The following is a 15,988-nucleotide window of genomic DNA, read 5'->3' on the forward strand; positions in this document are numbered from 1 at the left end:
TTAACAGATGCTTCGTGCCTCAGCATGACAATTTGATTTGCCTGGTTCCTCAACACGACAAACTTTTGTTGGGCGGCCATTCCATTATCTCACTATTTAAGAAATTCCATCTCGGGTTTTGTTCTTCTATCAATTTTATCTTCTTCATCCTTAACCAGCCTTTAATTTCTTTTTCACGTTGGATAGCATGATCTACATATTGGTGCCGCTCGTACCAGATTAAGTAGCAGCATTTGTATTTATAAGTAAAACTGTTTTCCTGGTCTGTGCCAGAATAATGTTCACCTAACCGCCTTTCTAAGTCATTAGTAACACCGGTGTAAAGTACTTTCCGCGTATAGTTTGTGAGGATATAAGTGAAAAAATTATATTGTCTCATCTTTCAACCTTAGCTATCTGGTATCTCATTAAAAGATCCTTCCTTTATCATGAATGACAAATCTTCTGCAAACATCTTAAATTTCTACACTACCGCATCCCGCTCAGGTTTTACATTTCTTTGCGAAATATAATAAATCGGAATTCCGATCAGCACGATGCCAAGGCCTGGCCAGGTAAAGTTTGGTTTGTAAATGATGAGTAGAACACAAAATGCTGCCCCCATAATAATATACAAGGCGGGCAAAACCGGGTAACCAAACGCTTTGTAGGGCCTTTCTGCTTCGGGCCGTTTGGCACGAAGGATAAAAATACCCAAAATGGTAAGCATGTAGAACAATACAACTACAAAGGAGATCATATCCAGCAAGTCGCCGTAACGGCCGCTTAAGCACAATACAGATGCTACGCCTGCCTGGATCCACAACCCAAATTCGGGTACGCCAGCCTCATTTAAAATGCCCGTGCGCTTAAAGAAAACCCCATCTTTAGCCATGGTATAATACACCCTGGCACCTGCGAGTATCAACCCATTATTGCAACCAAACGTAGAGATCATGATCATTACCGCGATAACGTAGGTACCCACATTGCCAAAAATTACGTGTGAAGCTGCTACGGCCACCCTGTCTTTATCAGCAGTTGCGATATCATTGAGTGATAATACGCCTGTATACACCACATTTGCCAACACGTAGATGATCGTTACGATGATGGTACCCAGCATCATACTCAGCGCCACATCGCGTTTAGGGTTTTTCATTTCGCCTGCTACAAATGTTACACTGTTCCAGGCATCGCTGCTAAATATGGTGCCAACCATTGCGGCCGCTATCGCGCCAAGGGCGGTAGCCGTAGTCAGACTGGTGGTACTACCGTCCTTATTTAAATTATGCAGGTCCCAGGCGTTTGCCCAGTTGGCGTTCCAGATATCGCTTTTGAAAGCCAAAAAGCCAAAACCAATCAGGCCAAAAAGGCTGATAAGTTTTGTTAGGGTAAAGGTGGTTTGGATAAGCTTACCCCCCTTAACCCCTTTGGTATTCACAAACGTAAGGGCAAAAATAAGTACGATTGAAACTAATTGTGCGGCACTGATCTTTAAAAAACCAGCCTGAAATAAAATATTGTCTTCGCTGACCGCCGGGATCAGGTAGGCGGTAAATTTAGAAAACGCTACCCCAACTGCCGCTATGGTGCCGGTTTGTATCACCGCGAAGAAACTCCAGCCGTATAAGAACGCGATAAGTTTGTTATATGATTCTTTCAGATACACATACTGGCCGCCGGCTTTGGGGAACATGGCGCTTAATTCACCATAACTGAGGGCTGCGGTAAGGGTCATAAATCCGGTGATCACCCAAACGGCTATCAGCCAGCCTGCCGAACCAACGTTGCGGGTAATATCCGCGCTCACAATAAAAATACCCGATCCAATCATCGAGCCTGCTACCAGCATGGTGCCGTCAAGCAAACTCAATTCGTGTTTCAATTTAGGTTGGGAAGTATCAGCTGCCATCAATCGTTTTTGTTTAAGTCCCTAATCTATTCAAAAACTTTAAATTTTGACATGCTATTGTAAAGAAATTAAAATTACTAATTTGCACCAACCATTTATAAACACGCCCTGCGTGAACTTTTAATAACCAGTATTTTATAACCTTAACTATTGACTATGGATCTTTTGAACAATTACTTAATTTATCTGATCCCGGTATTCGGCCTCATTGGTATTCTCGTAATGGCGGTAAAATCTGCCTGGGTAACTAAACAGGAAACCGGAGATGCATCGATGAACCAGCTGGCGGGATACATTGCTGATGGGGCAATGGCTTTCTTACGCGCTGAGTGGAAAATTCTGAGCTACTTTGTAGTGGTGGCCGGGATACTGTTAGCCTGGAGTGGTACTACTGTAGCAACGTCCAGTCCAATTATTGCCATATCATTCCTGATTGGCGCTTTTTTATCAGCTTTTGCGGGTTACCTGGGTATGCGTATTGCCACAAAAGCCAATGTGCGTACCACACAAGCTGCCAAAACCAGTTTAGCGCAGGCGCTAAAAGTATCGTTTACGGGTGGTACGGTTATGGGCCTTGGTGTGGCTGGTTTGGCTATCATCGGCCTGGGTTCCCTGTTTATCGTGTTCTACACGATGTATGTGACCAGCGTACCGGGTGCAAGCGTTAACGGAGAAGCGATGGCGAAAGCACTGGATGTACTGGCCGGGTTCTCGCTGGGTGCGGAATCTATCGCGCTGTTTGCCCGTGTAGGCGGCGGTATCTATACGAAAGCTGCCGATGTAGGAGCCGACCTGGTGGGTAAAGTTGAAGCCGGAATTCCGGAGGATGACGTACGCAACCCCGCTACCATTGCCGATAACGTAGGGGATAACGTAGGTGATGTTGCCGGTATGGGTGCCGATTTATTTGGTTCATATGTGGCCACGATGCTGGCGACCATGGTTCTGGGAAGGGAGATTGTTTCGCCTGATAAATTTGGTGGTATAGCGCCGGTATTGTTGCCGATGGTGATTGCCGGCTTGGGGTTGATCTTTTCTATTGTTGGCGCTTCATTGGTGAAAATAAAGAATGAAACGGACAGCGTTCAAAAAGCGTTGAATATAGGCAACTGGGCTTCTATCATTTTAACCGCCATAGCAACTTACTTTTTAGTACAGTGGATGCTACCCGATACACAGTTCCACATGGTGCGCGATGAGGACGCTAACCACGCCATCAAGGCGGGTTCGTTGATCTTTACCAAGAATGGCGTTTTTGGTTCTATCATGGTGGGATTGGTGGTAGGTACCTTGATGTCGATTATTACCGAATACTATACCGCCATGGGTAAGCGACCTGTGATGAGCATCATCAGGCAGTCGGCTACTGGGCATGCTACCAATATTATTGGCGGTCTGGCCGTGGGGATGGAATCTACCGTGCTGCCAATCCTGGTGCTGGCAGCCGGCATTTATGGGTCTTACTTCTTCGCCGGTTTGTACGGGGTGGCTATCGCCGCCGCTGGTATGATGGCGACTACGGCTATGCAGCTGGCTATCGACGCTTTCGGGCCCATCGCGGATAATGCGGGTGGTATTGCCGAAATGAGCCGCCTGCCCGAAGAAGTACGCGGCCGTACTGATAACCTGGACGCAGTAGGTAATACCACGGCAGCAACAGGTAAGGGTTTTGCCATTGCTTCTGCCGCTTTAACCTCACTCGCGCTTTTCGCGGCGTTTGTGGGTGTTGCCGGCATCGAGCATATTGATATTTATAAGGCCAACGTTTTGGCGGGCTTGTTTGTGGGCGGGATGATCCCCTTCATTTTCTCAGCGCTGTGTATCTCGGCCGTTGGCCGTGCGGCCATGGCAATGGTAGAGGAGGTAAGGCGGCAATTCCGCGAGATTCCGGGCATTATGGAGTACAAGGCACAGCCCGAGTACGAAAAATGCGTGGCGATCTCCACCAAAGCATCTATCCGCGAAATGGTTGCCCCGGGCATGATCGCTTTGATCACCCCGATCATTATCGGGTTTATTTTCGGTCCAGAAGTACTAGGCGGTTTATTGGCCGGTGTTACCGTATCGGGCGTACTGATGGGTATTTTCCAGAGCAATGCTGGTGGCGCGTGGGATAACGCCAAAAAATCGTTCGAGAAAGGGGTGGAGATCAACGGCGAGATCTATTACAAAAAATCCGAACCCCACAAAGCATCGGTAACGGGCGATACCGTGGGCGATCCGTTCAAGGATACCTCGGGGCCGTCGATGAATATTTTGATCAAGTTGATGTCGATCGTTTCGCTGGTGATAGCGCCACATTTGAACAGTGCGGATAATACGAATAAGATGATGCAGAAGCAGGAGAAGGTACAATCCATGAATGTGCATGTGCTGCATGCGGAGAAGAAAATCTGAATTTTTCTTTAACAGATCTTTTAAGCCCTGGCGAAAGTTAGGGATTTTTTGTGGGTACTGCTTTCAAATGATTAATTTAGGCTGATGAACCGAAAGCCGAATTGGACATTTATACTTTATGTGCTGTGCCTTTACGATATCTATCTCTATTTACCGGATGTTCTCAGCGTGTTTAAAATAGATTTTTACCCACGGGATTTTGATCTAACGCTTTACTTCGATGCCGCAATGCTGTTGATAGGCGGGATTGTTATCGGTATTGTACTACTTAAAACCGGCGGCCGGTTTGATAGGTATTTAGGTGTATTGATGATTTTGATGAATGTGGTGCTTACACCATGGTTTTTATTTAAGGCGATGCCATGAAGATGAATGTTTTAAGATGTCCATTAATGTTCGTGATTGCTATTTCGATCAGTTGTTCAAGCAATCCAAATATCGCGACCACTTCAATTGATTCTGCTCCTGTTAAAGTTGCTGTGAAAGCCAAGCATCGGAACAATAATCATGAGGTTAGCTTTGAGGCCTTTTTGAAAAGATTTAATAGTGATTCTGTTTTTCAAAAGGCTCATGTCAAGTTCCCTCTGAAAATGGAGTTACCTAATGAAGAGGAGGACACTGTAAAATACTTGTCCGCTAACAAATGGGCTCATTTCAACTTTGTAAGTAAAGGACAAGATAAGTTTACGACGGTAAAGCTTGATAATTCTCACTATGTCATATCATATCAAATAGAAGATACGGGATTCTTTTTAAACTATTATTTCGGTTATAAAAACGGCGAATGGAAGCTTGAATCGACCAAAGACATGGGAGATTGATTTGCACAACTACTGCAGAGGACTGGCGCGAAATTCAAAAGGAAATGAGCGGTTTATCAAGCTGATTTTTGCTGGTTGAGTTTACGATTTCTATCTATCTACGACATTATTGATGACCGCCTGATCATCAATGCAATCACCATTGGACACCGTAAAGACGTTTATAAATAACCTCAAGACTACAATTTACCCTCTACCCGCGATAAGCCCGGGCCGCAGGCATCGACTGGATCAGAATCAAGATTTTTAGAGGCAAGAAACAAGAAAGAGAGGGGATTTAGTGTTTTATTTTGAATCTCACTGTCTGCCTCTCATTTTCCTCCTTTAAATTCCTGATTCGCTTCGCAACTATTTCAAATTTATCAACTTTTAATTCTGTTTGTAACAAACATTCTGTAGTTACATTCTGCCCTTTATGTTTTCAATAAATTTAAGTACGTTTGGAGTACTGATTTAACGAATACTGATCTTACAAAAATTAAAAATGAAGTTATTTATCAAGAAACCGATTGCGCAGCTGATGGCGGCATCGGCGGAATCTGAAAAAACACTAAAACGAACGCTTGGCGTTGGGTCGCTTATTGCGCTGGGTATCGGGGCCATTATTGGTGCAGGTATCTTTGTGCGTACAGCCGCCGCCGCCGGTGAGCATGCCGGCCCGGCAGTAACCATATCCTTTTTAATTGCAGCTGCAGGTTGCGCGCTGGCAGGTTTGTGCTACGCCGAGTTTGCCAGTATGATCCCTATTGCAGGCTCTGCCTATACCTATTCTTATGCAACCATGGGTGAGTTTATCGCCTGGATCATTGGATGGGATTTGGTTTTAGAATATGCTTTGGGTGCAGCTACCGTATCCATAGGATGGTCCCAATATTTTAATGAATTTTTGCACACGTTTTTCAACGTGCATATACCCTTTATGTGGTCGCACTCTCCGCTGGAGATCTCCAATACCACAACAGGGATGTACGCCGCCGAACTCGGTCAGCATGGCATGGTAAACCTGCCGGCCATCTTTATTTTGCTGATGCTTACCATGTTGCTTATCCGTGGTACTGCAGAGTCTGCGGTGGTAAATAATGTAATAGTAGTAATTAAAGTTGCCATTGTATTGATGATCATCGGTTTCGGCTGGCACTTTATTAACCCTGCTTTGCACACACCTTACATGATCCCTGAAAACGCAGGAAGTATCAAAGTGAGTGCCGGTACGGTAAATTACGGTGATACATTTAACCACGGCTGGCTGGGCGTTTTGCGCGGAGCAAGTGTGGTTTTCTTTGCCTTTATTGGTTTTGATGCCGTATCTACAGCTGCACAGGAAGCAAAAAACCCGCAAAGGGATATGCCAAAAGGCATCCTGATCTCCTTGGTGATCTGTACCGCATTATACATTCTTTTCTCTCACGTATTAACCGGTTTGGTTTCTTATAAGGATTTCCTTATCCAGGGTAAAGAAGCATCGGTAAGCTACGCTATCAAAACCGCTATGCCGGGTTACGGTTGGTTGGCTTCATTTGTTACTGTATCTATCCTTGCAGGTTTCTCCTCGGTGATCCTGGTGATGCTGATGGGCCAAACCCGTGTGTTCTACACCATGAGTACAGATGGTTTAATTCCGCCAGTATTTTCTAAACTGCATCCAAAACACCGCACGCCATATAAATCACAATGGTTATTCTTTGTATTCGTGTCGTTATTTGCCGGTTTCATTCCGGATAAATATGTAGGCGATATGGTTAGTATAGGTACCTTATTTGCATTCGTACTGGTTTGTTTAGGCATTTTCATCCTGCGCCGCACCGACCCAGATTTGGTTCGTCCGTTCAAAACGCCATGGTATATGGTAGTTTGTCCATTGGGTGCAGTGATTTGCTTATGTATGATTGCCAGCGAAGGCTGGGAGAACTGGGCACGTTTAATCGTTTGGTTATTGATCGGTTTCGTTATTTACTTTACTTATAGCATCAAACGTTCGCACGTACGCCGTGGCGTTGTTGAGCCAGCCGACGGACCTATCAACCCTAAATATGTTGAATAAGTAATATTTTTGAGAGATATGAAAAAGGTTCTGCTAACGCAGAACCTTTTTTGGTTTTATTGCTTTTCTAGGGAGATGAAAATCAACAAAACCCTGTGGGTGCTCGTGTTTATATCGGTGATCAACTCCATGGGCTTTGGCATTATTGTGCCGCTGTTATATACTTATGGCAAAAAATTTGGTGTGACCGAGCAAACCATCGGATTGCTTACCGCCGCGTTTTCCATCGCGCAGTTTTTTGCCACGCCGGTATTAGGCTCACTGTCTGATAAGTTTGGCCGCAAGCCGATACTGGCGATCAGCCTGGTTGGTACCTGCGCTTCCTTTGTATTATTTGGCTTCGCAAATAGCATTTTACTTCTTTTTGCCGCACGGATTTTAGATGGTATTACCGGCGGGAATATTTCTGTGGCGCAAGCCATGGTGTCTGATATTTCTTCGCCCGAGGAAAGGGCAAAGAACTTCGGGATCCTGGGATCGGCATTTGGTTTCGGTTTCGTGATTGGCCCGGCTGTTGGCGGTTTGCTGAGCAAATTCGGAGAAAAGGTGCCTTTCTTTTTCGCGGCAGGCATTGCACTGATTGGGGTATTGCTTACAGTGTTTTTGTTAAAAGAGACCAATACAGAAAAAAGTAAAAAGAAAGAAGCCGGAGGCGGTTTTAGTTATAGGGCTTTGATCACCGTTCTAAAGAAACCGGTTATCGGCACCGCCATATTCGTAGGCTTTTTGCTAACAATGGCACAGTTTGCAATGATCATCGGTTTTCAAACCTTTACGGTTGACACGCTTAATTTGAAGCCAGATCAGATTGGCCTCTTCTATGCTGGTTTTGGTGTAACCGGGATACTGATGCAATTGGCAGTACCGGTTATTAAAAAGGCGGTTTCATCACAGGCAATGATCTTACTGTTCTCCACGATTATTTGTTTGGGGATGATGATCCTATCGGGGTTCGCTACTGGAATGGTGCTGTTCGCTATAAGTATTGGTATTTATGGCCTGTTCAACGGGCTGCGCAACCCCATGCTCAACGCCATTATAGCTGATCATAATGATGAAGACGAGATGGGGGAGGTACTGGGGGTAAATCAGAGCTATGCATCGATAGGGCAAACGCTTGGGCCCATCACGGCAGGGCTCATTACAGTAATATCGGTACATAGTATATTCTTTTTAGCATCTTTCTATATTTTAATTGCATTTTTGTTTAGTATTCGCTTAAAGTCGAGGGAATAAAACTGGATGCCTTATGCCACACTTCATTTTTAAAGAGATCCTGTCGGTTACGATGATCCTCTTTGCTATCATTGATATTCTTGGTGCTATCCCCGTAATTATTCAGTTGCGACAGAAGGCAGGGCATATTGAATCTGAAAAGGCCAGCATTGCTGTTTTAGTGCTCATGATCTCATTTCTTTTTGTGGGTGAAGAACTGCTCTCTGTAATCGGGCTCGATATCTCCTCTTTCGCTATTGCCGGTTCTATCGTGATCTTCATCATTGCGTTGGAGATGGTATTAGGTGTAGATTTTTTTAAAGAAGAAGCACCTGATGCGGTGTCTATCGTTCCGCTGGCGTTCCCGTTAATTGCAGGCGCTGGCACCATGACCACCTTACTATCCCTCAAGTCGCAATATCAAACCCAAAACATTATCGTCGGCATTATCCTGAACACCATTTTTGTTTATATGGTGCTCAAAAACGTGCAACGGCTGGAAAAAATGCTAGGCAAAACCGGTCTTCATATCCTAAGGAAGGCCTTCGGCGTAATACTGCTGGCTATTGCTATTAAGCTGTTCAGGAGCAATTCGGGGCTATAGAAGATTCAAGAGTCAGGAAATCAAGAGTCAGGAAAATCTTTGTCATCCTAATTCCTGGTTCTTGTACTCTTGCTTCTTCCTCCTATTTATTCGCTTCTCAAACTCTTTACCGGGTTAGCCAGTGCGGCTTTCACCGTTTGGATGCTAATGAGCACTGCAGTTAGAGTTGTTAGTGCCACTACAGCTATCAAAAAGGGTACGGGTGTTAGGACAATTTTGTAAGCATAGTCGTTTAGCCAGTATTGCATCAGGAACCAGGCCAGCGGGCAGGCTATCAATCCTGCTATCAACACCGTCCCTAAAAAATCTTTTAAAAACAGGGCGATCACATGGTTTACCGACGAACCCAATACTTTGCGGATACCTATCTCCTTGGTCCGTTTTTGAATACTGAGCGAGATGAGCCCCAGTACCCCAAGCAGCACAATAATTGTTGCCAGCCCGGTTGCCAGGTAAGCGGCTTTTTTGAGTTGAATTTCTGCTTGATACAGCTTGGCGAGTGCTTCATCCATAAAGCCGTATTCAAAAGGCGCATCCGGCATCTCCAGCGACCATTTCTTTTGCAAAGCAGCAATACTCGTTTCAAGATTGCCGGGTTTGAGTTTTACCGAAAAGAAGCGATATAAGGGCAAATAATTCACGTTTACAAAAGTCATGGGCTGTATTTCCTGTTGCATCGTACCGAATCGAAAATCCTGAACAACGCCGCTGATAGTGAGCACAGGCATGCCTTGCGCCTTAAATTGCTGGCCAATAGCCTCCGCGGGATGGGAAAATCCAAGGGCATGAAGATGTTTTTCGTTGATGACCACTTTAGCTGAATCGCCTGGGTTGTACACCGGTTTAAAAAATTCTCCGGCTTGTAAATGCAGGTTGTATGTTTCGGCATAATTGCGGTCCACGTTCACCATTTGGGAGGTGAATACATGTAAACTATCGTCGCTCATTTTGTAAGCCTGTAGCTGCCCGCTGTAGTTTCCATCCGGGATAGCCCATGAAAGCGAGATAGACTTTACCTCTGGGATCTGCGCGATACGCCGGCGAATACCTTCCATTTTTTCTACGCCTTTTTTTGACCAGTCGCGCGGTAGTTGAGCGTATAACACATGCTCTTTATCGTACCCAAGGCTTTTGCTGAAAAAGAGATTGATTTGCCCAGAAATGACGATAGCAGAGATCAGCACAACAGATGCTGTGGCAAACTGAAAGGCAATGAGGCTTTTACGAAAGATCACTTTTTCGCGGGAGGTGCCTAATTTGCCTTTTAAAGAATCCACTGATTTTAAAGAAGATAACACCACTGCCGGGTATAGCCCTGCAACAATTCCGATAATAATGGCAATTAGCGGTGGAAGTACGTAAAAGTATAACGGCAGAGAAAACAGGCTGATGATTTGGGTATTTAAAAGATCGGAAAAATAGGGCCGGAAAACCAGATAAAGTACCAATGCGAATATAGTGGCTAGCGCTGCCAAAGTTACAGATTCAATCAAAAATTGATTTACAAGCGCCGACCGCACACTTCCCAGAACCTTGCGGATCCCCATTTCCTTCATCCGTTGAGAGGAGCGGCTGATGCAAATGTTTACAAAATTGATCATTGCCATCAAAAGGATAAAACCAGCTACCATAGCAAGGGTGAAAAGCATTTTACTCACGCCCATATCCAAATAATAGTCCTTTAGCGGTATAATGTAAGGTGTTAAGTTTGCCGCCACTTGCGGTGCTGCATGGGTTTTGATCAATTTAAGCATCGCTGCCTCAACTTGTTTCTTACTGCCATTGTCTTTTAATTCTACCAATCCCACCACAATGGTATTCGCCCAGGTATCCAGGTTGCGGCCCATGTATTTGGCGGACGCTAAAGGCAGAAAGAGATCATTGTTGTTATCATCGCTCAAATTGGTTACGGAGTTCTTAAGAATTTTATCCAACACACCGGTAACTATAAAATCATGCTTCTCACCAGTAAAGCTTTCAATAATTATTGTTTCACCAATGATATCCGTCCGCCCAAAGTATTTAAAAGCCTTATCACTGGTAATAACTACCGAAAACGGTTCGTTCAATGCATTATCAGGATTACCATGCAGCAGTTTAAAGCCATACATACTTAAAAACGTACTATCACCAATCTGGATGTGTTCGCGAAAGTGCTTATCTCCTTTAGATACGTTAGAAGTTACCCCATCCCAACGGTAATAATTGGCTACAAGAGCCGGATACTCCCGCTTTAATGCAGCAGGAAGCGGTGCGCAGGTGCCAATTTCATAGCCCATGTTTGGGTCTTTCCATTTACTCTGGAGAATATATTGCCGATCCACATTTTTAAGAAAATGATTTACCTGGGTTTCCTGCCAGATATAAATGCCTATAAGCATCGCAAACGCAATTCCAACCGAAAGGCCGAATATGTTAATTAACGAGAAAAGCTTATGCTTGATTAGGTTGCGCCAGGCGATTATAAAGTAGTTGTATAGCATACCGATAGGTTTGATGACCTAATGTAGGCAGCTAAGTGGCAATAAATGAAAAGATTAACATAATTTAACTAATGTAGCCTGTCGGGGGTATAAATGCCCGCTACCATCCAATTGCCTACTTTAAAAATTGTCTGCGATAATTGAGCGGGCTCATATTCATCTTCAGTTTGAAGTTTTTGTGGAACTGCGATACATCACCATAACCGCTCTCGAAGGCTACCCGGGCTATGGGCTTATCAGTTTGTATGAGTTGCTGAATGGCATAGTTCAGCCTGAAATCCAACACGGTTTCTATAAAGGTTTTACGGGTAACCTTTTTAAAATATTTGCAAAATGCATTAGTGGTCATATTGGCGATAGCGGCCGCTTGCTGCAGGGAAATATTGCCCTTAAAGTTCTCGACAATGTAAGCCCATACCTTATAGAAACGTTCCTGTTCTGCCGGCGAAATAAATGCGGTAGTTCGCTGGCTGTCCAAAAGTTCATACTCGTCGCTTGTAGCCAATTGTTGCAAGATCTGCAAAAAATCAATCAGCTTTTCAAAGCTGTCTTCTTTGTCGTTCATCTTTTCCAGCGCCAGGTTTACGGTAAGTGCAGTTGATCCTTTAAACCAAATTCCGCTATCGCTCCTGGTTAATAGCTTTTGGATCAGGTGCATTTCCAATTTGCTGAAAAAGGATTCGCCTAAAAAGTGTTTGTCAAACTGCAATACGATGGCTCCCGGCGCCGTTTGCTGGTTCGGCTGCTCGTTTAGCTTCCAGCAATGCGGTAGGTTGGAGCCAAGCAGCACGAGGTCACCATCGGCAAAATAACCCATATGGTTTCCTATATATCTTTTCCCCGTTCCATGTACAATGGAGGTCAGCTCCAGCTCGGGATGATAATGGTATGGCGCATAATAGGCTAGCCTATCAAATTTTCTTAACAGGAAAGACTGGCTTTGGCCATGTACAAGGGCTTCATAATATGCTTTTTCCATGCATATGTTATTGTAATTTGGTGTAAATATATCATTTGCAGATAATATACACCATGTTTAAGCCAGTATTTACCTACATTACAAATAGAATTATCTGTTGATTTACATAGCTAAGCAATTAATAGCTTGACAGAATAGCTGTCGGTAGATCATCTGGAAAATTTAGTAAAGATTCATTTAAATCTGCAACAGTATATCCTCTTAGCGCCTTTGTATCGCGAATTGATTAAGCTATTTTGAACGGGCAAATGGGCGTCTAAATGGCAATTTTGCCATTTTCCTTTGGATTTGAAGATGGTTACCTGGGGGAGCTATAATATCAATATTATTAATAATCAGTTTATCAAATAGCCAAATGAAAACAACTACGATTGAACTTCCGCCTTTAGATTCCTTCAAAAACTTAGAGACAGAACTGGTAACGGAATTTATTGAGAACGGGCATGTACTGGTACGAGGCATTATGACTCCGGAGGAAATTTCGGTCTATTGCCCCTTAATTGCTAATGCCGTGCAGAAATATAATACCGAAACGCGCCTATTGAAAGACCGCGATACTTATGGTAAAGCTTTTTTGCAAGTGATGAATTTATGGCGGGAGGACCCAGCGGTTAAGCAATTTGTTATGGCTAGGCGTTTCGCTAAAATAGCGGCCGATTTGCTCGGGGTAGCTAATGTAAGGATTTACCACGATCAGGCTTTGTTTAAAGAGGCCGGCGGTGGCCCGACACCTTGGCACCAGGATCAATATTATTGGCCTATAGATACACACAATACCGTTACCATGTGGATGCCATTGGTAGATATAGATGTTCAGATGGGTATGCTCACTTTTGCATCTGGATCGCATACCAGGGGCGCTGTTTTTGATTTTGAAATATCAGATGAATCTGAAACCCTTTTTGATAACTATGTATCCGAAAAATCCTACCGTATTGTAATGCCGGATACCATGAAAGCGGGGGATGCTACCTTTCACAGGGGATTCACCATACACAAGGCACCGGGCAACTATTCTGATAAGATGCGCGAAGTGATGACCATTATTTATGTGGCAGATGGAGCAAGCGTTGCTGACCCTAAAAACAACTGGCAAGAAAACGATCTGAAAAAATGGCTAATGGACAAGCCGGTTGGTTCGCTAATTGATTCGGAGCTTAACCCCAAGGTGCTGTAAACAAAAATTTACTCCGCTAAATATTTACAATTAAATTCAGGTGACTTAGGGGGCAACAATTCGGCTCAGCCTTGCTACAAACATGGTGTCTGCCTTGCGTTCGTAACCCTTAAGTATTTGCATTTCCGCTAACACCAGCCCTAGCTGCTTTACCATAAACTCAACTGCATCTTCATTTTCTGCTTTGAAAGCCGAACAGGTGATGTATATAATTGATTTGCCGGGTTTAAGATGCTTAACCACGTTGGTAATAATGCTCTGCTGTAACCTTTTAAAGAAATCGGCACGGTGAAAGTCAAACTGACTGATCATCTCCGGTGTGCGCCCCCAGGTTCCGCTACCGCTGCAAGGAGCATCCAGAATAATACCGTCGAATGCGTAATTGTATAATAGCTGTTCGTTGTTCTCAGTTAAATCCATTACCTTTTTCTGGTATTTCATCAACCCGGCCTGCTGAAAACGCTCATCAAGATTAGAGAGGATGCTTTCCCGGATATCGGATACGACCAGTTTAATATCGGGCTGCAAACTGTGCAATAGTAATGATTTTCCACCTGATGCAGCACAGGCATCCCACCAGCTATCCCATTTTTGGGGTCTAAAATAATTAGCTGTTTGCTGCGATGAAAGATCCTGGATCTCGTACCAGTTGGGTTTGGATACAATCGCCTCCAACCGGGTGCCGTTTGGCATGCACAGGCAGTTGTTGCCTTCGTCTTTGAAAATAATACCGGCCTTATTCAGATCAGCTTTTACCAAGTGCTCAAAACCTTTGTTTATCCGGATAAATAGATCGGGTTGTACAAAAAATGATTTAAGAAAGGCATCTTTATCTACCCCTGCAGAGAGCTGATCGGCCCAGGGGAAAACATCCTCCAGTTTGAAATCGGGATATGAATTTTTGATGAGGCTGATCTTTTCATCAACACCAATACCCACACAGGCGGCCCATTCCGGCTTAAAATACTGTAAAAAAGAATTGGTTTGCGTATTACATAGGAATTCGGCCACCATGAGCCGCTCCTCCTGCTTTACATTCGGGATAGCCTTACCTAAGCGAAAATAATTATAGATCAACCGGCCGGCAACGCGCCTGTCAGTAGATCCCATTTGTTTGTTTTGACGATAAAAGCCGGGAAGAAATTTGCCTAGAGGTGTATCGGCCGGGTAATCGCCCAAAATGCGCTGAAACGTTTTGAGCTGGTTAATGGCTTTCATTGTACTTGTTTAAGTTCAAAGTTCTCGTATTTCAGGATATCCACATGGGTATTGATCCATCCCTGCCCTGGCTTCTTTTCAAAATGAAAGCTGTTATGGATCCCGGTATAATCATTTTGCTCCGGGCGGCGGTAACTGTCATCTTCCCTTGCCAGCATCTGCCCAAAATAAAAACCTTCGTCAAAACCTTTAATGGCAAAGTCGGTAGGGTCGGTATGGTAGGTGCGGCGGTAAAGGCGGATGAAGGTGTTGGCCTCTGCTGATTTATAATCAACCTTATCAGAACTGGTAATATGTGTTTTTAAGCGCTGTAAAATACCTGCTTTTAAAAAAGCGTATTTTTCCCAGCTTGGGTGGCCAAACAACGTAACCGGATATTTCTTTGCTAATGTATCCAGCGATTTTAGCGTAACCATTAAAAAAGCCTGCTTGGTAGAGGGCACTAAAAAAATATTCTGGTCGGATGTTGAAAGTTTAGCGACAAGCGGGGTAAGATTGCCACGAACAACCGTAAAGGGAATCACTTGTATTTTACGCTTTCCCAGGCTATCTATCATTCGTTTAAATGGTACGGTATACAGCTTTTCATCGCTAAAGCCCGAGTTAAGTATAAATAACTTCCTGGGCTTTACCCGTGTGGCAATATATGCGGCGGCGCCCCTGGCATGGTACTCCAATGGCGGTGTTATGGTCACCAGGTTTTGGTTATTGAACAGGGCGGGGGTGGCAGGCGAAAGCGGCGATACAATAGGTTTACGCGAATATGGAAACATCGCTAAAAATGGCTTGATATCTTCCGGAAAAACAGGGCCTACAATCAAATCGCTGTTTTTGATCTGCGGATTGGATGCCATACCGTGCAGTGCGGCATCATCTTTATTGTCATACACCTGCACCCGGAAATTGGCCCCCAGGATAGCAAGCGAATCCAGTGCTAGCTTAAAGCCCTGGTAGTACTCTACCGACATGTTGGCCTTTTTTAAGTTAGCCGAACTGTATCGCTTACCTGCCGAAACCTCGTTCAGGCTTAGCGGCAAAATAAGCGATACAACCGATGTTTTTGCTTCGGCAGGCTTTGGTTTATCAATTGGCCTATCAGGCTTCGCAGCCGGCTTTTCCACTTTTGGAGTTACCGCAACGGGTACGGTTCGCACTTTAG

At 44.3% G+C, this 15,988-nt stretch carries 13 protein-coding genes; 7 read left to right on the forward strand and 6 right to left on the reverse strand.

The window, feature by feature from the left end:
• Positions 1-49 precede the first annotated feature (49 nt).
• Positions 50-379, reverse strand: coding sequence for an endonuclease (locus A0256_10940; protein AMR31901.1), 330 nt, complete (start codon positions 377-379; stop codon positions 50-52).
• 84 nt (positions 380-463) lie between these two features.
• Entirely contained in the window at positions 464-1,894 is a 1,431-nt protein-coding gene (locus A0256_10945) for an amino acid transporter (protein ID AMR31902.1), read from the reverse strand.
• Positions 1,895-2,050: 156 nt separating this feature from the next.
• Between A0256_10945 and A0256_10950 the strand changes: the two genes are divergently transcribed.
• From A0256_10950 to A0256_10975, 6 genes are all read left to right on the forward strand, one after another.
• Positions 2,051-4,291: a sodium-translocating pyrophosphatase gene (locus tag A0256_10950; GenBank protein ID AMR31903.1), complete on the forward strand. Its 2,241-nt coding sequence runs from the start codon at positions 2,051-2,053 to the stop codon at positions 4,289-4,291.
• A gap of 84 nt (positions 4,292-4,375) precedes the next feature.
• Complete coding sequence (locus A0256_10955; protein ID AMR31904.1) at positions 4,376-4,657, forward strand: hypothetical protein; 282 nt, start codon at positions 4,376-4,378, stop codon at positions 4,655-4,657.
• Entirely contained in the window at positions 4,654-5,112 is a 459-nt protein-coding gene (locus A0256_10960; GenBank protein AMR31905.1) for a hypothetical protein, read from the forward strand. Before A0256_10955 ends, A0256_10960 begins: the two co-directional genes overlap by 4 nt.
• Before the next feature lie 484 nt (positions 5,113-5,596).
• Positions 5,597-7,153 (forward strand): amino acid permease, encoded by a 1,557-nt coding sequence (locus A0256_10965; protein AMR31906.1) that lies wholly within the window; start codon positions 5,597-5,599, stop codon positions 7,151-7,153.
• A gap of 18 nt (positions 7,154-7,171) precedes the next feature.
• The gene (locus tag A0256_10970) at positions 7,172-8,389 is read left to right on the forward strand and encodes a hypothetical protein (protein ID AMR31907.1); all 1,218 of its coding nucleotides are present in this window, start codon (positions 7,172-7,174) and stop codon (positions 8,387-8,389) included.
• A gap of 13 nt (positions 8,390-8,402) precedes the next feature.
• A complete protein-coding gene (locus A0256_10975; protein AMR31908.1) occupies positions 8,403-8,972 on the forward strand; it encodes a hypothetical protein in 570 nt (189 codons plus the stop codon).
• A gap of 86 nt (positions 8,973-9,058) precedes the next feature.
• Here A0256_10975 and A0256_10980 read toward each other — a convergent pair whose 3' ends face one another.
• Both A0256_10980 and A0256_10985 read right to left on the reverse strand, forming a co-directional pair.
• Positions 9,059-11,455, reverse strand: a complete 2,397-nt coding sequence (locus tag A0256_10980) for a hypothetical protein (GenBank protein ID AMR31909.1) — start codon at positions 11,453-11,455, stop codon at positions 9,059-9,061.
• Between the two features lie 115 nt (positions 11,456-11,570).
• A complete protein-coding gene (locus tag A0256_10985) occupies positions 11,571-12,434 on the reverse strand; it encodes a hypothetical protein (GenBank protein ID AMR31910.1) in 864 nt (287 codons plus the stop codon).
• Positions 12,435-12,789: 355 nt separating this feature from the next.
• Between A0256_10985 and A0256_10990 the strand changes: the two genes are divergently transcribed.
• Entirely contained in the window at positions 12,790-13,611 is an 822-nt protein-coding gene (locus tag A0256_10990) for a phytanoyl-CoA dioxygenase (GenBank protein ID AMR31911.1), read from the forward strand.
• A 45-nt stretch (positions 13,612-13,656) separates the two neighbouring features.
• Here A0256_10990 and A0256_10995 read toward each other — a convergent pair whose 3' ends face one another.
• Together A0256_10995 and A0256_11000 are read right to left on the reverse strand one after the other, a co-directional pair.
• Positions 13,657-14,829 carry an RNA methyltransferase gene (locus tag A0256_10995; protein ID AMR31912.1) on the reverse strand — a complete coding sequence of 391 codons (1,173 nt, stop codon included), beginning with the start codon at positions 14,827-14,829 and terminating at the stop codon, positions 13,657-13,659.
• The gene (locus A0256_11000) at positions 14,826-15,983 is read right to left on the reverse strand and encodes a hypothetical protein (protein ID AMR31913.1); all 1,158 of its coding nucleotides are present in this window, start codon (positions 15,981-15,983) and stop codon (positions 14,826-14,828) included. Before A0256_11000 ends, A0256_10995 begins: the two co-directional genes overlap by 4 nt.
• Between the last annotated feature and the right edge of the window lie 5 nt (positions 15,984-15,988).

It is taken from the genome of Mucilaginibacter sp. PAMC 26640, from assembly GCA_001596135.1.
Classification (GTDB): Bacteria; Bacteroidota; Bacteroidia; order Sphingobacteriales; family Sphingobacteriaceae; genus Mucilaginibacter.

What these genes read in the sequence shown, in the direction of transcription:
- A0256_10985 (AMR31910.1), bottom strand. Translation starts at nt 12,434, where the DNA reads ATGGAAAAAGCATATTATGAAGCCCTTGTACATGGCCAAAGCCAGTCT.
- A0256_10980 (AMR31909.1), bottom strand. Translation starts at nt 11,455, where the DNA reads ATGCTATACAACTACTTTATAATCGCCTGGCGCAACCTAATCAAGCAT.
- A0256_10990 (AMR31911.1), top strand. Translation starts at nt 12,790, where the DNA reads ATGAAAACAACTACGATTGAACTTCCGCCTTTAGATTCCTTCAAAAAC.
- A0256_10965 (AMR31906.1), top strand. Translation starts at nt 5,597, where the DNA reads ATGAAGTTATTTATCAAGAAACCGATTGCGCAGCTGATGGCGGCATCG.
- A0256_10975 (AMR31908.1), top strand. Translation starts at nt 8,403, where the DNA reads ATGCCACACTTCATTTTTAAAGAGATCCTGTCGGTTACGATGATCCTC.
- A0256_10950 (AMR31903.1), top strand. Translation starts at nt 2,051, where the DNA reads ATGGATCTTTTGAACAATTACTTAATTTATCTGATCCCGGTATTCGGC.
- A0256_10945 (AMR31902.1), bottom strand. Translation starts at nt 1,894, where the DNA reads ATGGCAGCTGATACTTCCCAACCTAAATTGAAACACGAATTGAGTTTG.
- A0256_10970 (AMR31907.1), top strand. Translation starts at nt 7,172, where the DNA reads ATGAAAAAGGTTCTGCTAACGCAGAACCTTTTTTGGTTTTATTGCTTT.
- A0256_10955 (AMR31904.1), top strand. Translation starts at nt 4,376, where the DNA reads ATGAACCGAAAGCCGAATTGGACATTTATACTTTATGTGCTGTGCCTT.
- A0256_10960 (AMR31905.1), top strand. Translation starts at nt 4,654, where the DNA reads ATGAAGATGAATGTTTTAAGATGTCCATTAATGTTCGTGATTGCTATT.
- A0256_10940 (AMR31901.1), bottom strand. Translation starts at nt 379, where the DNA reads ATGAGACAATATAATTTTTTCACTTATATCCTCACAAACTATACGCGG.
- A0256_10995 (AMR31912.1), bottom strand. Translation starts at nt 14,829, where the DNA reads ATGAAAGCCATTAACCAGCTCAAAACGTTTCAGCGCATTTTGGGCGAT.